Origin of the sequence: Methanothrix sp. (genome assembly GCF_030055635.1) — an archaeon.
In the GTDB taxonomy this organism is placed as follows: Archaea; Halobacteriota; Methanosarcinia; order Methanotrichales; family Methanotrichaceae; genus Methanothrix_B.
Genome location: NZ_JASFYM010000004.1, coordinates 43,051 through 64,877 on the forward strand (window position 1 = coordinate 43,051; position 21,827 = coordinate 64,877).

18 protein-coding genes, 1 tRNA gene and 1 other RNA gene are annotated in these 21,827 nt (G+C 55.7%); 10 read left to right on the forward strand and 10 right to left on the reverse strand.

From position 1 onward, the window contains the following. Positions 1-18: 18 nt before the first annotated feature. The gene (locus tag QFX31_RS02605; protein WP_348530589.1) at positions 19-2,832 is read left to right on the forward strand and encodes a hypothetical protein; all 2,814 of its coding nucleotides are present in this window, start codon (positions 19-21) and stop codon (positions 2,830-2,832) included. Positions 2,833-3,007: 175 nt separating this feature from the next. Here QFX31_RS02605 and engB read toward each other — a convergent pair whose 3' ends face one another. The 5 genes from engB to QFX31_RS02630 form a co-directional block, all read right to left on the reverse strand. Further along, positions 3,008-3,580 (reverse strand): GTP-binding protein EngB, encoded by a 573-nt coding sequence (engB, locus tag QFX31_RS02610; protein ID WP_348530590.1) that lies wholly within the window; start codon positions 3,578-3,580, stop codon positions 3,008-3,010. A 40-nt stretch (positions 3,581-3,620) separates the two neighbouring features. Further along, positions 3,621-3,708 (reverse strand) — tRNA-Arg (locus QFX31_RS02615). 2 nt (positions 3,709-3,710) lie between these two features. Beyond that, complete coding sequence (gene rpsJ, locus QFX31_RS02620; RefSeq protein ID WP_011696007.1) at positions 3,711-4,019, reverse strand: 30S ribosomal protein S10; 309 nt, start codon at positions 4,017-4,019, stop codon at positions 3,711-3,713. A 15-nt stretch (positions 4,020-4,034) separates the two neighbouring features. Continuing rightward, positions 4,035-5,309: a translation elongation factor EF-1 subunit alpha gene (tuf, locus tag QFX31_RS02625; protein WP_348530592.1), complete on the reverse strand. Its 1,275-nt coding sequence runs from the start codon at positions 5,307-5,309 to the stop codon at positions 4,035-4,037. A gap of 67 nt (positions 5,310-5,376) precedes the next feature. Then, positions 5,377-7,569: an elongation factor EF-2 gene (locus QFX31_RS02630; RefSeq protein WP_348530593.1), complete on the reverse strand. Its 2,193-nt coding sequence runs from the start codon at positions 7,567-7,569 to the stop codon at positions 5,377-5,379. Positions 7,570-8,297: 728 nt separating this feature from the next. Between QFX31_RS02630 and QFX31_RS02635 the strand changes: the two genes are divergently transcribed. Both QFX31_RS02635 and QFX31_RS02640 read left to right on the forward strand, forming a co-directional pair. Next, the gene (locus QFX31_RS02635) at positions 8,298-8,717 is read left to right on the forward strand and encodes a hypothetical protein (RefSeq protein ID WP_348530594.1); all 420 of its coding nucleotides are present in this window, start codon (positions 8,298-8,300) and stop codon (positions 8,715-8,717) included. 9 nt (positions 8,718-8,726) lie between these two features. Continuing rightward, positions 8,727-10,481, forward strand: coding sequence for a ribosome biogenesis/translation initiation ATPase RLI (locus tag QFX31_RS02640; RefSeq protein ID WP_348530595.1), 1,755 nt, complete (start codon positions 8,727-8,729; stop codon positions 10,479-10,481). A gap of 213 nt (positions 10,482-10,694) precedes the next feature. Here QFX31_RS02640 and QFX31_RS02645 read toward each other — a convergent pair whose 3' ends face one another. The 3 genes from QFX31_RS02645 to QFX31_RS02655 form a co-directional block, all read right to left on the reverse strand. Continuing rightward, the gene (locus QFX31_RS02645) at positions 10,695-11,249 is read right to left on the reverse strand and encodes a TMEM165/GDT1 family protein (RefSeq protein WP_348530596.1); all 555 of its coding nucleotides are present in this window, start codon (positions 11,247-11,249) and stop codon (positions 10,695-10,697) included. Between the two features lie 182 nt (positions 11,250-11,431). Continuing rightward, a complete protein-coding gene (locus QFX31_RS02650) occupies positions 11,432-12,328 on the reverse strand; it encodes a cation diffusion facilitator family transporter (protein WP_348530597.1) in 897 nt (298 codons plus the stop codon). Positions 12,329-12,427: 99 nt separating this feature from the next. Next, positions 12,428-12,889 carry a hypothetical protein gene (locus tag QFX31_RS02655; RefSeq protein ID WP_348530598.1) on the reverse strand — a complete coding sequence of 154 codons (462 nt, stop codon included), beginning with the start codon at positions 12,887-12,889 and terminating at the stop codon, positions 12,428-12,430. A gap of 460 nt (positions 12,890-13,349) precedes the next feature. On the opposite strand from QFX31_RS02655, the gene QFX31_RS02660 reads away from it, so the two are divergent. The 6 genes from QFX31_RS02660 (at position 13,350) to QFX31_RS02685 (ending at position 16,558) form a co-directional block, all read left to right on the forward strand. Further along, entirely contained in the window at positions 13,350-14,225 is an 876-nt protein-coding gene (locus QFX31_RS02660) for a hypothetical protein (RefSeq protein ID WP_348530599.1), read from the forward strand. 108 nt (positions 14,226-14,333) lie between these two features. Then, positions 14,334-14,702 carry a 50S ribosomal protein L7Ae gene (gene rpl7ae / locus QFX31_RS02665; RefSeq protein WP_348530600.1) on the forward strand — a complete coding sequence of 123 codons (369 nt, stop codon included), beginning with the start codon at positions 14,334-14,336 and terminating at the stop codon, positions 14,700-14,702. Positions 14,703-14,712: 10 nt separating this feature from the next. Next, positions 14,713-14,925, forward strand: coding sequence for a 30S ribosomal protein S28e (locus tag QFX31_RS02670; RefSeq protein WP_348530601.1), 213 nt, complete (start codon positions 14,713-14,715; stop codon positions 14,923-14,925). 5 nt (positions 14,926-14,930) lie between these two features. Continuing rightward, on the forward strand, positions 14,931-15,101 hold the full coding sequence (locus tag QFX31_RS02675) for a 50S ribosomal protein L24e (protein WP_348530602.1): 171 nt from the start codon (positions 14,931-14,933) through the stop codon (positions 15,099-15,101). A 3-nt stretch (positions 15,102-15,104) separates the two neighbouring features. Further along, positions 15,105-15,554 carry a nucleoside-diphosphate kinase gene (gene ndk / locus QFX31_RS02680; protein ID WP_348530643.1) on the forward strand — a complete coding sequence of 150 codons (450 nt, stop codon included), beginning with the start codon at positions 15,105-15,107 and terminating at the stop codon, positions 15,552-15,554. A 374-nt stretch (positions 15,555-15,928) separates the two neighbouring features. Next, positions 15,929-16,558 (forward strand): DUF99 family protein, encoded by a 630-nt coding sequence (locus QFX31_RS02685; RefSeq protein ID WP_348530644.1) that lies wholly within the window; start codon positions 15,929-15,931, stop codon positions 16,556-16,558. Here the strand turns inward: QFX31_RS02685 and rnpB are convergent. Next, positions 16,544-16,844, reverse strand: an RNA gene (rnpB, locus tag QFX31_RS02690) — RNase P RNA component. The two genes, QFX31_RS02685 and rnpB, sit on opposite strands and share 15 nt — an antisense overlap. A gap of 478 nt (positions 16,845-17,322) precedes the next feature. On the opposite strand from rnpB, the gene QFX31_RS02695 reads away from it, so the two are divergent. Then, positions 17,323-19,185, forward strand: a complete 1,863-nt coding sequence (locus QFX31_RS02695; protein WP_348530603.1) for a threonine--tRNA ligase — start codon at positions 17,323-17,325, stop codon at positions 19,183-19,185. Here the strand turns inward: QFX31_RS02695 and QFX31_RS02700 are convergent. Next, positions 19,172-21,790, reverse strand: coding sequence for an S-layer protein domain-containing protein (locus QFX31_RS02700; protein WP_348530604.1), 2,619 nt, complete (start codon positions 21,788-21,790; stop codon positions 19,172-19,174). The genes QFX31_RS02695 and QFX31_RS02700 overlap by 14 nt on opposite strands. Between the last annotated feature and the right edge of the window lie 37 nt (positions 21,791-21,827).

The following is a 21,827-nucleotide window of genomic DNA, read 5'->3' on the forward strand; positions in this document are numbered from 1 at the left end:
TACAGGAGGTGTTGAGGGATGAATGCACGATGGTGTTTAATTGTGATACTAGCGGTTCTGTCGATATCATCGCCTGCAGCCTCTGTTGCCGTTGGAAACTTCGCGGATCTAGGGAACAAGCTGGTGGTGTCCGAGGAGACTGTGACTCTCAAGGCCCCAGAAGGCGATTACATCTACGACTGGTCCGCCGAAGCTGATGGGAAGATATTCGCCCAGGGGGACTCCCAGGTATTCACATTCAAGGCACCAAAGGTGACACAGGAAGAGGGATCGAAGGTTGTGACCATCAACCTCCTCATAAGGACCAAGGTTGGCGGATGCGTCAACCAGGCAACTGGCGAGATAACAGTGTATCCGATGCCCGTATGCGGCATGGAGGGTCCGGAGGAGGTTACTGCTGAGGAGACTGCGACGTACAGGTACACAGGCGGAACTGCAGGGAAGCTGACATACGAGTGGAGCGTCGATGGCAATCCAGCAGGTACGAATTCCGATACGCTCCAGGTCGACTGGTCGAACTACGTCCCCGGAAAGCATACAGTTGGGCTGAAGATAACCAGGGATTACTCTGATGTGGTTCCCAACGAGCGCGAGCCATACAGATCTGTTAGCTGTGAGCTTCCTGTGAACGTGACGTACACATCAGGTCTCACTGTCACAAAAACCCCATCGGTGAGCACAGCCAGGGTCGGCACTGAGATAACATACACATACGTGATAACAAACACAGGAACGATACGCATCAATGACATAGTTCTGAAGGACGACAAGCTCGGGGAGATAAAGCCTGATAAGAAAATGCTAAAGCCAGGCGAGACCGCGACTGCAACTGCAAAGTACACTGTAAAAGAGACAGACCTTCCAGGGCCACTGACAAACAACGTGACCGCAAGCGGCACAGAGATGCACACCGGAAAGCAGGTTGTGTCCGAGACCGCGATTGCCACGGTCACACTGGAGTACACAGCATCGATCACCCTGGACAAATCTGCTTCACCAAATCCGGCAAGGGTCGGAGATACAGTGACATACACCTACACGATAACAAACAGCGGCGAGGTAACACTGAAGAATCTGGCGCTTTCTGATGACAGGATAACAGGCATAAAGCTCGGAACAAATGAGCTGAAGCCAGGTGAATCGGCTACAGCAACCGCGACGTACAAAGTTGCAGAGGCAGACCTGCCGGGTCCGATCACGAACAGCGCGACCGTCAAAGCTGTTGATGTTCTTGGAAGAGAGGTCAGCGCTCAGGACTCCGAATCCGTTGATCTCACATACACTGCGAGCGTGAGCATTGAGAAGACCGCCACGCCCTCTCCTGCAAACGTCGGCCAGACGATCACGTACACCTACAGGATAAGCAACACAGGGGATGTGACACTGAGCGAGATCAAAGCCACAGATGATAAGCTCGGAGACCTGACGCTCACCAAGGCTGTGCTGGCTCCTGGAGAGAGCATCACTGCCACAAATACATATCAGGTCACACAGAACGACCTGCCGGGTCCGATCAGAAACAACGCCACAGTAAGCGCGAAGGACGTCCTGGGCAATGATGTCAGCGCAACCACCAGAGCCTTCGTGGATCTGACATACAGAGCCGCTATGAGCGTGACCAAGACGCCGACGCCATCGCCGGCCGGGATCGGCCAGACCGTGACTTATGAGTACGTGGTCACAAACACCGGAGACGTGACGCTCAGCGGCGTCTCGCTTGAGGACAGCGAGCTAGGCAAAGTGGATCTGGACAAAGATGTGCTCGCTCCGGGTGAGAGTGCCAGTGGCACAAAGCAGTACACTGTGACTGAGAATGACCTGCCTGGACCCATAACAAACACCGCGACCGCGTACGCGAAAGATGTCATGAACAACCCGGTCTCAGCGTCCACAACCGCATCTCTTCCGATCTCATACACCTCATCGATAAGCGTGGAGCAGAGGCCGTCAGCAGACAGAGTCGCCATCGGAGATAGCATCACATACACATACACCGTGACGAACACAGGCTCCACGACGATATCTGGAGTACAGGTCGAAGATGAGAGGTTCGGCTCCATAACACTCGATAAAAAGACGCTCAGACCCGGAGAGACCGCGACAGGCACTTACACATACACAGCAACTCAGGATATAATCGGCGAGGAGCTGAGCGGAAAGCTACCGAACAGCTGCAAGGCCATCGGGAGAAACCCTGTCGGCGAGACCGTCACAGCATCAGCCACATCAAGTGTTGAGATTACAAGAGAGACACTGGCGCCGATGGTCGGATGCGTCAACGACAACGGAGATGGCACCTACACAGTGACATGGGGGTACAGCAATCCAAACAAGGTGGCTGTTAAGCTTAAAGCCGGCAAGAGGAACATGTTCAGGCCTGGCAATCCGCACCAGGGACAGCCGGAGGTGTTCGAGCCGGGCGTGAAGGAGAACGCGTTCGTCACGCGATTCAAGGAGAAGAAGATCGAGTGGCTGCTCGATGAGACCGCTGCCACAGCAGACGCCGCTGCGACCTGCCCGAGCATCTGCTCGATAGACGGATCCGATACACTCTGCACGAACAAGGAGGAGACATACACCGCGAACGTCCCGCTGGTCAAGGGCGAGAGGTACGAGTACGAGTGGAAGCTGAACGGAGAGACGATAGGCACAGAGGACGAGGTGACGATATCCGGAGCTGGATACAAAGATGGCGATGTTCTGAAGCTGGAGCTGCGTGTGACAGCGTACAGGAAGAACCCGCACATTGCTGAGGAGGTCCCGCTGATCCAGTACTGCACAAAGGAGATAAAGGTCATACCCGAGCCGGCCGCAGAGATAAAGATCGAGTAGGTGCAGCGTATGGCTGCACAATACTTTTCTTTGAGTCGCATGTATTCGGGCTGCTGATCGCTTTCTTTGGACGATGTGAATCCGCTCTTATCGGTTGTGCGCTAGCACCGTTAAAACCCTCAGAGCTGCAGCTATCATTTTGTGAGCCCATGGCGCTTGCGTGAGATATCCTCGCTCAGCATCGCCCCTTGCTGCTCTCCATCCTCGATCTTATAAGACGCCTGAGCGGCTCGATCTCGCCGCGCTTCGCGGATACCGGGGCGATGCGATCCTCCCATCGAGTCCATGGCGGCTCCATCCCGAGGCGCTCCGCGATCCAGTCCAGGACCTGCTCTCTGTTAGCAATCCTATCCATCTTGTTCGCAGCCAGTATCGGGTTGAGCTCCAGCTCACAGAGAAACTCCCACATCTCGATCTCCACAGGTACCTCACCCCTGCTCTCCCACCTGTCTGCGATCTCCAGGAATGAAGCTGCATCTGTGACCTGGATTGCTGTTACTATCCTGTCCGCATGATCCTCGAGGTACCTCACTATGAGATCCTTTACACGCTCCTGCTCCCGCCAGCTCCGGTACTTCATGAACCCGTAGCCGGGCATATCGACGTACGTCAGGCTGCCGGCTCTGACAGAATACGGCCGCACTGTCACCCCTGGTCTCCTTCCGATCGGGACCTTCTCACCGGTAAGAGCTCTGAAGAGCGTCGACTTGCCAACATTCGACCTGCCGACCAGAACTATCTCGCACATGACAAGAAAAGAATTAAGTTAAAAATAAAAATTAAAGCAGCGGACCCGCCGGGATTCGAACCCGGGTTTGAGGCTATCCCCGGGGACCTCCGGAGGCCTCTGTTCTATCCAGACTATACTACGAGTCCAGCTAACTTTCGAGCACTATCTCGATGTTCACGTTCTTGGGAACCTGGATCCGCATGAGCTGCCTCAGGGCCCTCTCATCCGCATCCAGATCTATCAGCCGCTTGTGAACCCTCATCTCCCAGTGATCCCAGGTCGCAGAGCCCTCTCCATCAGGGCTCTTGCGGCACGGAACCACCAGCCTCTTGGTCGGGAGCGGAATCGGGCCCGCCATGTGCACTCCAGTCCTCTGGGCGATCCCGCGAACCTGGTTGCATATCTCATCAAGCGTCGCGGGGTTCGTCCCTGAGAGCCGTATCCTCGCCTTTTGCATGCTAAGACACCGGTTTTATCTTGGAGTCACGTTCTGGCACATGCCCGCGGCGATCGTCATGCCCATATCCCTGATCGCGAACCTGCCGAGCTGCGGGATCTCCTTCACCTTCTCGATCACCATCGGCTTTGTCGGCCTGACAGCGATGATGGCAGCATCACCTGTCTTAATGAACGCCGGGTTCTGCTCCTTGACAGAGCCGGTCCTGGGATCGAGCTTGGCCTTGATCTCCGTTATCGTGCACGCCACCTGCGCGGTGTGGCAGTGGAAGACAGGCGTGTAGCCGGCGGAGATCGCGCTCGGATGCTGCAGCACCACGATCTGGGCTGTGAACTCCTTCGCCACTGTCGGCGGATTGTCGACGTGGCCGCAGACATCTCCCCTCTTGATGTCGTTCTTGCTGATGCCCCTGACGTTCCACCCGATGTTGTCTCCGGGGTATGCCTCGGGGATCTCCTGGTGGTGCATCTCTATGGACTTGACCTCGCCTGTGACGTGTGCGGGCTCGAATATGACCTTGTCGCCCTTCTTGAGCACGCCGGTCTCAACGCGCCCGACGGGCACGGTGCCGACGCCTGAGATCGTGTACACATCCTGCACGGGTATGCGGAGCGGGAGGTTCACCGGCTTCTGCGGCTCCTTCAGCGCGTTCAGCGCATCCAGTACGGTCGGACCTGTGTACCACTTGGTCTTATCGCTGTGCTTAACCACGTTATCTCCGTTGTAAGCAGACACCGGGATGAACGGGATCTCATCGACCTTGTACCCGACCATCCTCAGGAGCTTGCCGACCTCCTCCTTGACCTCCTTGAACCTCTTCTCATCGTATGGCGGCTCTGTCGCGTCCATCTTGTTTATGGCCACGATCAGCTGGTTCACTCCAAGAGTCCTTGCGAGGAAGACGTGCTCCTTCGTCTGGGCCATCACACCATCGGGCGCAGCAACAACCAGCACCGCTGCGTCTGCCTGGCTGGCGCCTGTGATCATGTTCTTCACGAAATCCCTGTGACCGGGGCAGTCGACCACCGTGAAGTAGTACTTGTCAGTATCGAAGCGCTGGTGAGCGATATCGATCGTCACGCCCCTCTCGCGCTCCTCCTTCAGGCTGTCCATGACCCAGGCGAACTCGAATGTCGCCTTGCCCTTCGCAGCAGCTTCCTTCCTGTACTCCTCGATGGTGTGCTCATCGATGGCCCCCATCTCGTACATCATCCTTCCGACAAGCGTTGACTTGCCATGGTCAACGTGTCCGATGAATGCCAGATTAAGGTGAGGCTTTGTATCTGCCATTTTATTCATCTCCTTTCAAGTGGTTTCATCCGTATTTTCTTTCTGCCTTTAAATCTTTTCCAGCGATTCACGCCTTGAGATAGTCGCTCGGTGTCGGCATCTCAGGCTTCAATCCCTTTCTGGTCCTGATCTGCCGGACTGTATCCAGCAGCAGGTTTGCCGGAATCGGCTCGAATCCTGCGAACTCTGTGGACCAGAGCGCCCTGCCCTCGGTGGCGGACCGGATCGCGCCTGCGAATCCGAACATCTCTGCGACTGGCATCTTGGCCTTGATCGTGATCATGTCACCCTGAGTCTCCATGCTCAGGATCACACCGCGGCGACCCTGGATCTCGGACATGGCTCCGCCCATCTGGTCCTGGGGCACCTGTATAAAGACGTTCTGCATCGGCTCCAGCAGCGTCGGGTTCGCCATGAGTATTCCGGCCTGGACCGCCTGCCTGACCGCGGGTATCACCTGAGCGGGTCCTCTGTGGACAGCGTCCTCATGGAGCTTGACATCCACGAGCTTCGCCTTTATGCCCTGCACAGGCTCCCTGCATATCGGACCTGCAGTTATCGCCTCCTCGAAGCCCTCGAGTATGAGCTCCATGGTCTCCTTGAGGTACTGGACGCCCTTTGTCATGTTCAGGAACATATTGGTTCCGATGAAGTTCACCATGTTCCTGGCCTCTTCCTTGTCCATGCCCGCCTCGATCAGGATCCTCCTGCGCTCGACCTCCTCCATCTTCATGTTGATCTTTCCTTCCTTGAGGACCTCGATCACGCCCGGCTCCAGCGGCTCTATCTCTATGTAGAACCTGTTGTGGTGGTTCGGGGACTTGCCCTCTACAGGTCCTGCCTTGCCGGTCACAGACTCCCTGTAGACCACGATCGGAGGAGATGTCTTTATCTCGACGCCCTTGTCCCTCTGGATCCTGGTCGCCACGATCTCCAGGTGGAGCTCGCCCATTCCGGCCATGAGATGCTCGCCTGTCTCCTCATTGATCGTTATCTGCAGCGTCGGATCCTCTTTTGCTGTCTGACGCAGTACCTCTATGAGCTTGGGGAGATCGCGCATGTTCTTCGCCTCGACCGCGACCGTCATGACAGGCTCTGAGACGTGCTTTATGACCTCAAACGGCGTCATGTTCGGATCGCTCGAGACGGTCGAGCCCACGATCGCATCTCTCAGACCGGTGACTGCTGCGATATTCCCTGCGGGAATCCTCTCGACCTCTATGCGCTCAGCGCCCATCATGATGCCTGTCTGCTGGATCCTGTTGGTGTGAGGCACCCCTGAGATGTGAAGCTCCATGCCGCGAACAAGCGTGCCTGAGAAGAGCCGTCCGGTTGCGACCTCTCCAGCATGCGGATCCACCTTGATCTTCGTGACCATGAAGGCCACAGGCCCGTTCGGATCGCACGCTGCCATGGCCTTTCCCACAGGGCTGTTCCAGTCGCCCTTCCATATGACCTTTATCCTGTTCTTCTGGGCCTCGAGCGGGCTCGGCAGGAAGCGGATTATCATGTCGTTGACCGCAACGTAGAGCGGACACTTCTGCGCCAGCTCCTTCATGCGATCCGAGCGGCAGTACTCGTAGACCTGATCGAAGCCTATGCCGGTCTTCTTCATCTGCGGAACGCTTATGGCCCAGTTGTAGAGGGCTGAGCCGAACGCCACGCTGCCGTTTGCAGCGTCCAGCCTCCAGCCTGCCTTGTAGTGCTCCTCGTCCATGCTCCTGATGAGCTTGTTTATGCTATCGATGACCTTTCCGAGACGAACTGCCATCTCCTTCTTCTCGACCTTGAGCTCGTTGATCATCCTGTCGACCTTGTTCACGAAAAGAACAGGTCGAACACCCTCGCGAAGCGCCTGCCTCAGAACAGTCTCGGTCTGCGGCATCGCGCCCTCAACAGCATCCACAACAACGACAGCGCCATCAACAGCACGCATCGCTCGTGTGACGTCGCCGCCGAAATCCACGTGCCCCGGAGTATCGATCATGTTGATCAGATACTCCTTTCCCTCATACTCATGGACCATGGAGACGTTTGCAGCATCTATCGTTATGCCCCTCGCCTGCTCGAGAGGGTCGAAGTCCATGAAGAGCTGCTTCCCGGCGAGCTCCATGGAGATCATCCCCGCGCCTGCCAGGAGGTTGTCTGATAGAGTCGTCTTGCCATGATCTATATGCGCGACTATCCCGATATTTCTGATCATCTCGGGCTTGTCCATCAGAGCTATCACTCGCTCTGCAATCTTCTTTCTCTTGCCCATAACACGCACCACTGAACTTGTGTAAGCATTAACTCGGACCCAAAAACTTCTGATTCCACCTATATAAGCCTTAGTTAGGTTTGAACGGACCTGTCCGGATAAGATAAGAACTGAGTATAAAATTAGTTCGCTGAAATTTAGAGAGGTGATGCCTGATGACATATTGCTCTCTGATTTCTGCGTTATCCAGCTTACCGGTAGTCTACCTTCATTGAGTTGATCTTGATGGGCCGGCTCCCTCAGATGTGTTTATTCTGAACAACGTCGGCATGGAAATCGACATCATTGGACCTGCAAATAATTGTCCGGCGCCCTAAAGCGTGGTTGAAGGCTGCGAATTGCCTGAAGCTATTGCTTTGCACTTATCCACACGTCGTAGGTAGACTACCCGAGCCGGCCGCATAGACAAGATCGAGTAGGCGCAGCATACGCTGCACAGTACTTTTTTGAGACTTGTGTATTGGGCTGCTGATCGCTTTCTTGGAGACTCTGAGTACTCTTTTATCGGGTGTGCTAGCCATCGTTAAAAACCTCAGCGATCAACCCCTAAAGTGGCTAGATACCACGACCCGGCAGCTTATCTGCCAGTGACCTTCTCTCCGGCCTGAAGACCGGGTTTGCGCCTGTTATTCTCTAGCAAATTTTGGCAGATGCAAGCGAGAAGCTGCGACCTCCTCCTCGCCCAGACCAAAATGCTATTATCATATGAGGGCAGCTCTGAGTCTCCGATGGCCAAGCAGAAGAAAAAGGCGAAGAGCAGGGAGACCGACCGGAAGGAGACCCCCCAGAAAACACCGGAAGCGGAGAGGGAAGCCAGGAAGGTTTTGAAAAAGAAAACACCTGAGGAGCGAAGGAGGGCGCAGATAGAGGGAATAAAGAAAACACTCGTCCCCTCGATCCTCGGGATAATATCCGGTATTCTGTGCTACCATCTTCTCGGCACCGGAACCGATATGATGCTCGGTGGGGTCAGGGTTGAGTGGCACTTCATCCTTCTGAACCTGATACTCATCACAACGATAGTGCAGAGATTTATATACCCGCTCATAGGGATAGACGTCCTCGCTTTCAAGGGGAAGGACTGGTTCTACGTAGAGTTTATTGTGGTCGATCTGTGGGCTGTGACCTGGACCATACTCCTGAACTGAGGTGCCTTCATGAGGATAGCGGTTGTCAACAGAGATCGGTGCCAGCCGAGGAAGTGCGCCAGGGAGTGCGAGTACTTCTGCCCGCCTGTGCGCACAGGAGATGAGACGATAGTCTTCGTTGATGACAAGCCTGTGATAACAGAGAACCTCTGCGTGGGCTGCGGGATATGTGTTAGGAAGTGCCCGTTCGGCGCGATAACGATTACGAACCTGCCTGAGGAGATCGGAGCGCCGGTGCACCGCTACGGCAGCAACGGCTTCGCGCTCTACGGCCTGCCCATACCGGTCGAGGGAAAGGTCACAGGCCTCCTGGGGCCTAACGGCATAGGAAAGTCGACGGCTGTTGCGATACTCTCCGGGCTCCTGAGACCTAATCTAGGCAGAGATGCCTCCTGGGACGATGTTCTTGAGAGGTTCGCAGGCTCGGCGATCGGAGATTACCTCAAGAGGGTCGCTGAGAAGGGCGTCAGGACAGCATACAAGCCGCAGTATGTCGACAGGATACCAAAGAGCTACAAGGGATCCGTTAGAGAGCTCTTGAGGAGAACAGATGAGCGGGGGGAGCTCGACGCTCTCGTGGATCGTCTCGGCTTGAGACCTCTGCTGGACCGCGATATAGACAGCCTCAGCGGCGGCGAGCTGCAGAGAGTGGCCATCGCAGCAACTGCCGCACGTGACGCCGATTTCTACTTCTTCGACGAGATTAGCCCGTATCTTGATATCAACCAGAGGATCCTGGCCGCGAGGATGCTCCAGGAGCTTGCCTCGGATAAAGCGGTGATGGTCGTCGAGCACGACCTGGCGCTTCTGGATCTGCTCGCGGAAAGCGTGCATCTCGCCTACGGAACTCCCGGCGCATACGGCGTCATAACCAGGCCGAAGGGCATAAGGGTCGGGATAAACCAGTATCTGAGAGGCTTCCTGCCCGAGGAGAACGTCCGTATACGCTCGGAGAGCATAGAGTTCGAGGTACATGCTCCGAGGGATGAGAAGGATGTTCCGGTCCTTGTTGAGTACGGGGAGTTCTCCAAGAGCTACGATAGATTTGAACTCCTGGCCATGCCTGGTGTCATAAGAAGAAGCGAGGTTGTGGGAATCCTGGGGCCTAACGGCATAGGAAAATCAACTTACATAAAGATCCTGGGGGGGATCGAGAAGCCCACAAAGGGCAGTATCGATGCGAAGCTCAGGATCTCCTACAAGCCTCAGTATCTTAAAGCCGAATCAGATGTCACCGTGGAGGCGCTCCTCAGGGGCATAACCCACGACTTCGACAGCAGCTACTACCAGTCTGAGTTCGTAAAGCCGATGGGGCTCGAGCGGCTTCTGGATCAACGCCTGACAGAGCTGAGCGGCGGAGAGCTCCAGAGGGTCGCCATAATAGCATGCCTGAGCATGGACGCGGATCTGTATCTCCTGGATGAGCCATCGGCGCATCTCGATGTGGAGCAGAGGATGATGGCCGCCAAGGTCATGAGACGGTTTGCTGAGTCGACAGAGCGATCTGTCGTGGTCGTGGATCATGATATCTACCTGATAGACATGCTCTCAGAGCGGCTGATAGTCTTTGAGGGCCAGCCTGGGGTGAGAGGAATAGCAAACCCGCCATGCGATATGCGCGAGGGGATGAATAGATTCCTCTCAGCGATCGGTATAACATTCAGGCGCGATGAGGACACGAAGAGGCCGAGGGTGAACAAGCCGGGATCGAAGCTCGACAGGGCCCAGAGAGAGATGGGCGAGTACTACTACGCTCTGAGCTGATAACATAGAAGTGTGGGGCGACTGGCTGCGATGGAATCACCCGACCAAAATGGGCAGCCGATCAGTGCCCAGGCACTCAGACGATATGGCAGCAGGAGATTGAGAGCAAGCCCTCTGAGCGGCATAAGCAATCCGATAGCTTCAGCGCATCTGGTTCTCAGGAGACCGATGTCAGCACCGATGGCATCCGGGCTTTTTCAGACAGGCCATCAGCTAGAGCAGGAGAATCACCGCGCCCATGACCATGAAGATCAGCCCCGCTGCCAGTGTGATGGTCCTCCGCTTTACATATCTCAGTATGAACCTTCCAAGGTATATGGCGCTCAGTGAGAGCATGAACAGCGCAAGCATGGTGCCGCCGAGAACCATCCACGGGTTGTACTGCGTCGCGAATATCGCGGATGCGATCTGTGTCTTATCCCCCCACTCGGCCAGGAAAATCACCAGAAAGCCTGAAAGAAATGGGCTGTCATCAAATGTCCTGCTCTCATCCTCATCCCCATCCAGATCCCTCAGCGTGGTTATCCCGAAGAGCAGAAAGATCGCCCCTGAGATGATCTTAAGGACGTTCGCAGGAACGACATCTGTTATCCACGCGCCGAGAAGTATTGCAAATCCGTCGACAATAAGAAATGCGGACATAACGCCTGTGAGCAGCATCAGATGTCTGCCAGTTCTTGTGGAGAGCAGGAGAACGGAGAGCTGTGTTTTATCGCCGAACTCCGCGATGGCGATGGTGATAAAGGGTATGAGCAGATCTGCAAGCATCCATCAGCGGTCGTTCACAGTGTTTATAGCGCTTTCTCTCAGATCCGACGCTTTCTAACATCCATGACAGCCATGACATTAGAGAGAACGTTAATCCAGCGGGGATCGTTGCAGAGAACTGGTTCGTGAAGGATGCCAGGTATTCAAAGGTTCATCTGATTCGATGATGTGCAGCTATGCTGTCAGTTCACATGCTTCTGTGAGACAATCCTGCCCTGCCCGCAGTACTCCTCCTCGAGCTGTATCGTAGCGTGCTCTATCCCGAATACGGACCTGAGCCGGTGCCGTATCTCGTTGAGGGTCCTCTGATAATCTGACTCCGGAGACACTACAACATGTGCGCTTAGCACTATGTTTGAGGAGCAGACGCCCCATATGTGCAGATCGTGAACCTGAATTACCCCGGGCGCTGTGGAGATCTGGTTCACGACCTCATCTGTTCTTATGCACTCCGGCACTCCCTCCATTATCAGGCGGAAGGAATCCTTGAGGAGCCTGTACGAGCCGGCAAATATGAGAACAGAAATGAATACGCTGATGATCGAATCCGCAGGGTACCAGCCTGTCCTCCAGATCACAAGCCCCGCTGCAATCACGCCAAGTGATGCTGCTGCATCTCCAAGGACGTGAAGGATTGCGGATCTGAGGTTAAGATCCTCCCCGTGGCCGCCCCTGCTCAGAACAAAGGCGACGAAGAGGTTCACGATGAGGCCGAAGCTCGCGATGAGCAGCAGTTCCATCCCCTTCACAGGCGCAGGCTCCAGGAATCTCCTGTATGCCTCGATGAGAATGACCAGGGCCACAAACCCGAGGGTGAGCCCGTTAGCCAGCGCCGCAACCACCTCGAAACGGTGGAATCCGTAGCTGTACCGCTCGCTTGCAGGAAGCGCTGAGATCCTGATCGCGAACCAGCTCAGACCAAGAGCGAAGAGGTCGAGGAATACGTGTGCTGCGTCAGAGAGCAGCGCCAGGCTGCCGGTCCACCAGCTCCCGATGAGCTCAGCTATCAGTATGGATATCGTGAGGATCATGGCCAGCGCAAAGCGCCGCTCGATAACTCTGACCTCGTGTGCTCTCATCGGGATTGTGGAAGCTCAGAGCTCCATCTCTGTGCCTTGTTGATCACCATATGCGCCTGCATGCGGTATTGACAATTCGCATGAGGCGCTCGAGATGAATCACGAATAACGCAGATCTATGTAAACCCCCCTCAGATACCCGTCCCTGTCCACCATGGCGATCACAGGATACGCACCTCTCCTTGTGTGAATCTTGACTACACCAATCGGGTTCTGGGTGTCCGCATCGAGCACACTAAGCATGCCGCTGTCGACGGTGACATATCCCAGAACTGTTCCCTCTCTTAGAGAGATGCTTTTCAGAGAGCTGTACCTCCTGTCGCGGTACTCTGCGGCCAGACCACCAAATGGATCGTAGAACCTGTAGCTGAAGCCGCGAGCAGGCATCGTTGTGCAGCCGTAGAGCCACGGGGCGTGCTCACTTATGAGCCAGGGTCGTCCAATGCCCATGTTGAAGAGAGCCTCCGCTCGCCTCTCGCCGGGTGCGTACTCAACCTGCGCATTTACCGAAGCGACAAAGAGCAGCGCAAGGAACAGAAGACAGATTCCCAATCTTCTCATGAAATCTACTTTGGTGTGATTGTAGTTATCTCTTTGCCCGGTACAACGCTCGCTCGATAATATCCCAAAGATTAAATAACATCATCAGGTAGTGAGGGCTGAGTCAACTACTCCGGCCTGAAGACCGGAGCTTGTCCCTGGCGCCATGCGGAGAATCCGAAATGTACGAGACAATAGGCCGGTTGACATCACAGGATAGAGCTCCGAAGAGCAGCGGCCCTGGAGACGCTCCTGGCCTCAAATGCAGGTTTCAGCTTCCGCATTGCTGCGGATTCGGAGCGTTCCAAAATGCCTGTCGTCCCGTGTTGCAACCGTTTCTCCGCTACGGAGTGTCTTGTAGGTCTGAGAGGCATCTCAGGAGAAAGTGGTAGGAACAGAGATATATCTGTTTCTGGGTGGGGTATGCTCCTCCCCGCTCTGAAGGGCGGGGTTCCGCTGCCCCTACACCCCAGGAGGTTCTATGAACCAGAAGGAGTTTGCCAAGGCATTTGCGATATTCGTGGGGGCTGTGATGGTGCTCTCCGCCTTTGCAGGGTTTGTTCTGCGGAGCGGGGATGTGGAGACCCGGTCCGGGCCGGAATCGGTTGAGACTGCACCGCTCTCAGCCTTCGGAGTGAGGGGAAATCTGATCGATATGAGCTTCTCAGGCATGCAGGACCTGCTTGAGATGTGTCCAGAAAACACAACATTCGCATACTGGATCGATCTCGGGGCATCGCAGAATATAACAGAGGCTGCAGCCGCTGTTATCCCGGAGATGTATCCACCTGCTGCAGGGCTGATGTACAGGGAGAAGATGTACCCCACAGAGATCAGGCGGGGGGCATCGGTATTCTTCAACAACACCTGGGCTGAGTTCCACTGGGTCATGCCGTTCAGCTACAACTACCAGGGGCTTGTGATACCCTACAGCGATTTCATGATCGTACCGGCGACGGGGGATCTCGGAAGGATTTTCGGGAGGCCGATACTGTTCGGCCCTGAGAGCGCGCTGAAGCAGATCATCGATGTGATTCTTGGCGGATTCCCGACAGATCGGCTGACCCTGGCGTATGACGAGGTCGCGGACCTCCAGATCGCAGGAGTCGGTGGCGTCGAGAATGCACCGCTCGGCGGCGGGTACGATGAGTTCTACGCGGGGATCTCCCAGAGGGAGAACGGCATCTCTGTGAGATGCAGCTACATGTCGCCCTACGGGAGCACACTGACAAGAATACAGACGCTCGCCTCCAAGTACAAGATGAGCATCTCGCGCGATGGGAGTATCCTGCGCCTCGAAGGGACTGTGCCCCCGGAGGAGCTGAGGGGCGTGATCGCAGATCTGCTCGCGCCCTGATAGCGTAAGCTTTTTAGATACGGAGATGCAGCTGGATCTGTTCATTCGGGTGAGGCAATTTTCCACGATGAATGATGATGGGCTGGTGCCCTGAAGGAGATGTGTGATATGGCGAGACCGATATATGTGAGGTTTGATGTTCCACCTGAGCTGGCAGCCAAGTCGCTTGAGGCGCTTGAGCTGGCTCGAGATACCGGAAGGATAAAGAAGGGAACGAATGAAGCTACAAAGGCCGTGGAGCGAGGGGTTGCGAAGCTCGTGATAATTGGAGAGGACGTGGAGCCGCCCGAGATAGTGGCGCACCTGCCCCCGCTCTGCGAGGAGAAGAACACCCCCTACGTGTATGTGAAGAAACAGAGCGACGTGGGGGCGGCTGCCGGTCTGAGCGTGAAGAGCGCGGCAGCGGCGATAATTGAGCCGGGAAAGGGAAAGGAGCTGTTGGAGGAGATAATCCAGAAACTCCAGGCTCTTAAGTAGGTGATAAATAGTGGCTGAGGAGAACGGCGTCCCCGCAGAGGTCATAGAGATCATCGGGGTCACCGGAATGCATGGAGAGGCAACCCAGATAAAGTGCAGGATACTGGAGGGCTCAAACAAGGGCAGGATCATAACCAGGAACTGCATGGGACCTGTAAGGGTTGGCGATGTCCTGATGCTTCTGGAGACCGCGCGCGAGGCCAAGAAGCTGACAGGCAGGTGATCCCGATGGAAGAGAGAAGATGCTCATTCTGCAACAGCAGGATCACTCCTGGCACGGGGAAGCTGTACGCAAAGAAGGACGGGACTGTGTATTACTTCTGCTCGTCCAAGTGTGAGAAGAACATGAGGCTTGGCCGCGTGCCCAGAAAGATAAAGTGGGCTCGAAAGGGGGCGTAGAGGCTGGAGCGCACATTTGTTATGATCAAGCCGGATGGCGTGCAGAGGGGGCTTGTTGGCAGGATAATCCAGCGGATCGAGGAGAAGGGCTTCAAGATAGTGGCGATGCGCCTCTCGGTCATGGACAGGGCGCGTGCTGAGAAGCACTACGCAGAGCACGCGGGAAAGCCCTTCTACAAAGATCTCGTCGATTTCATAACCTCCGGCCCCTCTGTCCAGATGGTAGTTGAGGGGAAGGGGGTCATATCTGCCATAAGGAAGATGAACGGCGCGACAAACCCTGCCGAGGCGGCTCCAGGCACGATCAGAGGGGACTTCGGAATAGAGACCGGTCGCAACGTGATTCACGGCTCAGACTCTCCGGAGTCTGCAGCCCGCGAGATAGCCCTCCACTTCAGCGACTCGGAGATATTCGAGTACAGACGTATCGATGAGCCCTGGCTTTACGAGTGAGCAGGGGCTCAGGCTCATCTCTTTTATCTATAGGCGTGGTGCTTCTGTCTTCCAGGATAATCCGGCCTGTCAAGGGCGTCTGGCTCGTTTGAGGCATTTCCAGTCGCCGGATGGAGCGAGAATTATTTCTGCTCGCGGAGATGAAATTTATCGGTCATCTCTGACGTAAGACTCTGAGACCATCGTGAGGAGATACTGATAGAGAGTAACATGGCGCAAACTCCGGTTTTCAGGCCGGAGAGGGAGTCACGGAACAGGCGATTCGATGGCCACTGTGGGGGAAGCGGATGAGCCAGAAAAACGAGGATCTCGACTGCGATATGCGTAGCATAAAGACCTCGACGGATTGTGGGATGGATCTGCATTCTCGATGCATGCCAGAGAGCCGAAGCGATGGGGTTCCATCTCCTCACGGCGGTGATAAGGCCATACGCGTCAGCAAGCCCGGGATAAGGGTTTTGGGGATAGCAGAGAGCTTTGTGCGCTCGGATCCTGTTTCCACCCTGGCAGGCATCGTCATGCGCGGGGATCTGCGCATCGACGGCGTCGCGCTTGCGGAGATCACCGTGGGCGGGATGGACGCGACTGAAGGAGTGCTATCGATATACAGGAAGCTCAACAGAGACGATATCAATATTTTAATGCTGAGCGGAAATGTGATCAGCTGGTTCAACATAATAGACCCTGAGAGGGTACACAGGGAGACCCGGCTGCCGGTGATCAGCGTCACCTACGAGGAGTCCGAGGGTCTTGAGAGGTACTTGGAGGAGTACTTCCCCGGCGATGCTGAGCGGATCAGGAGGTACAGGGCATTGGGGGAGAGGAGCGCCATCAGGCTGAAAACAGGATATGATCTCTTTGTTAGAGCGCATGGCCTCTCTCTGAAAGAGGCCAGGGCTGTGCTGAACAGGTTCACGCTTGAGGGAAGGATACCCGAGCCGGTTAGGGTTGCAAGGCTCATCGCAAGAGCTGCAATGAGGATCGGGCGCGAGTCAGGAGAGTAAGCCCCCTTCTGTTTCGGCGGCATTCAGCTTAGCGCCATACCCGGGCAAGGGGCTGGACACCCCCAGAGCTGCCCTATTTTGGCTTGCACCCACAGGGTTTCGCCGTTTCATCTGCATTCCGTGAGACCTCAGCCTTTCGGCATCATCGCATTATCACGGCGCAGTCCCGTTTCTGTGCCAGAGCCGGAGCTCTCGCCCCGCATCATCGCGATGCCTGTGCGTCCAGAGGTGGGGGGACTTTCCACACCGGCCGATGCCGGCCAGCGGCAGCCGCCCTTCCTCTCTCGCGCCCGTCTTCGTGTCCCCTGCTGGAGAAGCCCGGAGGCGGTTCCACATTTGAGTGGGCTCCGCATCCAGTCACTCAGCCAGGGGACAGTTGATCTGTGATCGCCACGCCCCTTCAGGCATGAGATCCAGAACTCACACACTGCATCCCAAGCTAAATATAGTTTTTCGATCGCTTTTCTCTCTGTTTAGTCCCGGAACCTTTGACTTTATAAAGCCGGCGTTTTGGGGGTTCAACACAGATTCGTGTACACGTATCACTGAGATCAACAGCATGCAGCCTCGCAGAATTTTGTGATCCGCTATGCCGGAGAATGCCGATTCCTGAAATATTGAATCAAGCGCACGACCAAAAGTCGTGGATGAGGTGAATACAGCACGGAGCCAACTTTTGCGTGCTGCCGGGCGATGCCCCGGCATGGCCATCGAAAGGTTTACTTAGTGACAGGCCATCCTCCCATCCGTATCGGGTGATACTATTGCAATTACTTCTGATACATTCAGACTTCATAGAGTTTGAGGCTAAGAAGCCAACAAAGTTCGCAGAGGAGGTGCCCGATGAGGCGAAATCGGGCAGGCTGGAGGAGGCACTCTGCGCGTTCATCGCTGTGGAGAAGTTCGATGAGGATGATCCGGATGCTGTTGTGGCTCAGGCTGCCGGAGAGATCGAGGATGTTGCAAGGAGGGTCAGTGCTGAGCGGATAATGCTCTATCCCTATGCACACCTGAGCCCGGCCCTCTCCTCTCCGGAGACCGCTGTGCGTGTACTCAGGGATCTCGAATCCGCGCTGAAAAGCAGCTTCGAGGTCGCACGCGCCCCATTCGGCTGGTACAAATCATTCACGATAAGATGCAAGGGCCATCCGCTCTCAGAGCTCTCAAGATCGATAAGGATCGGCGAGGGAGAGGTTGTCTCCCAGGCCCTCAAATCCGAGGCAAAGGCCGTCTCCCACTGGAGGATCATGAAGAAGGGCGGAGAGATGGTCCCTCCGGAGGAGTTTGACTTCAGCGGGCACGAGCGGCTCGAGAAGTTTGTGAGATACGAGATAGAGAAGAGCCGGGCGGTCGACAGGATCCCGCCACACGTTGAGCTCATGCGGCGCCTGGAGCTTGTGGATTATGAGCCCGGCTCTGATCCGGGAAACATGAGGTACTACCCTAAGGGGCGGCTCGTGAAATCCCTCCTGGAGAGCTACGTCACCGACAGGGCGCTCGAGATGGGCGCGATGGAGGTCGAGACGCCGGTGATGTACGACATGGACCATCCGACGCTGAAGAAGTACCTGGACAGGTTCCCGGCGAGGCAATACACGATAGAGGCTGACAAGAAGCACCTCTTTCTCAGGTTCGCCGCTTGCTTCGGCCAGTTCCTGATGGGGCATGATATGACGATTTCCTACAGATCACTGCCTCTCAGGATGTTCGAGCTCACACGCTACAGCTTCAGGCGGGAGCAGCGCGGCGAGCTTGTCGGGCTCCGCAGGCTGAGGGCATTCACAATGCCTGACATGCACACGTTCTGCAGCGACATGAGCTCCGCGATGGAGGAGTTCAGGAAGCAGTACGAGGCCAGCATATCGGTGCTCAGGGAGGCGGGTTTGGACCTGAAGGATTATGAGGTCGCGATAAGGTTCACGAAGGATTTCTACGAGAGCAACAGAGCGTTCATAGAGGGGCTTGTTGATATCGTGGACAAGCCTGTGCTCATAGAGATGTGGGACGAGCGCTTCTTCTACTTCGTGCTCAAGTTCGAGTTCAACTTCGTGGACGCGCTCGACAAGGCGAGCGCTCTATCCACGGTGCAGATCGATGTCGAGAACGCGGAGAGATACGATATCAGCTATGTCGATGCCGAGGGGAACAGAGAGAGGCCGATACTGCTTCACTGCTCCCCATCAGGCGCGATAGAGCGTCTGATGTACGCGCTCCTCGAGAAGCAGGCGATGATAGCCGCAAACGGTGGCGTCCCCATGCTTCCCACCTGGCTCTCGCCGACGCAGGTGAGGATCATTCCGGTCGCAGAGCGCCATCATGCAAGGGCGATGGAGGTCGCGGAGCAGCTGAACTTCAGGGTGGATGTGGACGACAGGGATGAGACTGTGGGGAAGAAGATCCGAGATGCGGGAAGGGAGTGGATACCCTACGTTGCTGTCATAGGAGACGATGAGCTCTCCACAGGGCTTCTGACCGTGACTGTCAGATCTGGATCAACATCCGGAAACCAGAAGATCAGGATGAGCGTGGAGGAGCTCCGCGCCAGGCTCCAGAGCGAGACCGCGGGCAAGCCCTGGAGAAGGCTGCCCCTGCCGGTGAAGCTCTCCGAGAGGCCTAAGTTCGTCTGAGGCCTCCACGCATTTTTATAAGAGCTGATGAGATCACAGCCAAAATAAATGCTGCAGCTCCAGCCCCTGGAGAGGCTGTTTTGCTCCTTTTTGCGTCGCTTTTCTGCTCAGCCTGAAGATCTGGTGTGTTCCTGCTGTTGTTTGCATAAGAACTGTTGTTCACGTGGGATAACCGGGGAAGAGTGCTGTAAAGCGGAGAGGTGAGGTTGAATGTTGTCCTCGCCACCGCCTCGCCCATGATGTTCTGGACCCTGAGCTGGAGCGTGTATCTGCCTGGAGCTGCCGGAACACGCTCGATGTGCGGCTCCAGAGCGTTTATGTCGCCCACGAGCGTCTGGTTTCTCTGACCACTGACGGTGCTGTTGTTCCACAGGAAGAACGCCAGCCTGCTCCCGGAGGCAAATGACATGCTCTCTCCCCTCGAATAGTAAACCTTCCCATCGGCTCCGATGATCCTCTCGATCCTGCCTGCCTGGTCGAAGAATACGCCCACATTCGCAGAATAGGATTCGTTGGTGTAAAGAATGGCGTTCGTCGGGGTGATGTCTGCATCCGGCACCACCATGTCGTTCATCACAGGCACGGTGCCGTTCCATCTCCACTCAAACCTCCAGGTGTCGCCTGAGCCCATGCCCGTGGAGATCTCCTTGAGCGAGATGGTCCTTCCGAGAGGATCCATGAGCTCAGCGAGCACGCCTCTCATCTCGCCGGCCTTAACTGTGGCATTGAATGCGACAGGCGGTGCCGCATCAGGCGGAACTCCTAGCTGGAGTATCCTCGGCATGGGAACGACATAAGCCACTGTGTATGGGAAGTACCTGAGCGTATCGTTGTCCGCGACCGCAAGATAGAGGCCCCTCGTCACTCCGGGATACTCCGGCCAGATCTCAACAGACGATCCCTTACCCAGTGACTTCGACTCGTCATTCACCATGTAAACGCCCTTGGGAGTTGTGAAGATCACCATGTCGCCTATCTTGGATCCGCCCTCGATCGGGAGGTAGATCTGATCGGAGATCTGGAAGACGCCATCTATGACCGCGATCTGCCTCTCACCGTCCCTGAATATCTCGCCTACATGAACAGCAAGCACCGGAAGATCCTTGATGTCGAAGACGTCCTTCTTGTAAACATACGTCGAATTGGAGCTGATGGTGCTGTTGTCCACTATCCTGTTGTTCTTTAGAAGGCTAACGAAGATCCTGTCCTTGCCTACGTCTCTTATGAGCAGCGAGTACCCATCCCTGAAGAAGTATATGTTACCTGATGTCGCTATGTCCTGAGCGTCAGTGTCTATAAGAACCCTGCCGAGGCGCTCGTACTCGAACATGCTCTTCTCTCCGATCTCGGAGCTTGTGTTTCTTCCGTATCCTGCGAACCAGAGCTCCCCGAAGAGGCTCAGGACGTAATACTCTCCCCAGGGCTCGCGCTCGAATCGCTTCGGCTGGATGTACGTGTAGTACAGCATCCCCTGCATGGATCCAACCCTGGATCCGTTCATCTCCACAGGCACTATCGGCCCGAACCTCGGGATGACCCGTCTGGAGCTGCCGTTCAGGACGAACGTCTCGCTCCCGATCATATCCTCGTCGTCGAAGTAGAATCCTGCATAGTTCCTGTAATCCCAGACGGTGCTGACATAAGCAGGTATATCCTCGATAATTTTTTGAACCTGCAGATCGCCCCCGTGGAAGACCGGCCCTCTTATCATGTACCTGCCGTACTCTGTGTAGATGCCGACCGGATAGTACATCAGAGAGGGTCTGTCCATCACTCTCAGAGCAAGGCCTCCGGCGATGTGGATAAAGCTGTCAGGGCTCAGAGCGATATCATCGTGGTTTCTGAGCTCTATCCGGTCCCCGGATATGTCGTTCACCTTCAGGAGTCCTACCCTTGTGCTGTCTGATAGGATCACAGATGAAGAGGTGCTCACCTGGAAGAGACCATCGATATCCACTCTATCCTCATCTCTGCCGTGCATTCCGGAGCGGACGTGAAGCATTATCAGAGGGATATCATTCTCGGGATGCTTCCAGACATAAGTGCTACCCTCCTCGACGACCGCGCGATCCACTGCTGCGCCACCCCTGAGCAGCTCTAGGAAGGCCTTTTTCCCGTCATCTGAGACGCCGCTCAGCGCCACACTGTATCCATCACCGAGAACCAGAGGCTTCTCAGAGGATATCGTGTAGCGATCATCGGAATCGATCAGAACCTCCCGGAGCTCGCCCTTTTCCAGGGAGCTGATCTCCTCTGTGACCGGCCCATCCGGATACCCTGCGAGGTACCGCTTCCCCAGAAACCCTATCCAGAGGTACTCTCCCCAGCCCTCATACTCGAAGCGCTTCGCCACAGCTTTGCAGAAGTATACCAGCCGCCCCTCCTCGATCGTTCTCCCCGAGGGGGTGATGGAAAGAGACTCGCTCCCCATACCCTCCTTCAGGTCGTAGACGAACCATCCGAAGTCCTCTGCGCTCCACTCCCCATCCGCGGTTGCAATGTGGCCCCTGATCTCGGCGATCTCAGATGGAATCTGACCCGCAGATACTCCTACCGTGATGAGCATGATGCTGAGAACAAGGCCGATGTGTCTCGATGATACCATTTACCAGACCTCTAGATAACTCCTTATATCTACCTCT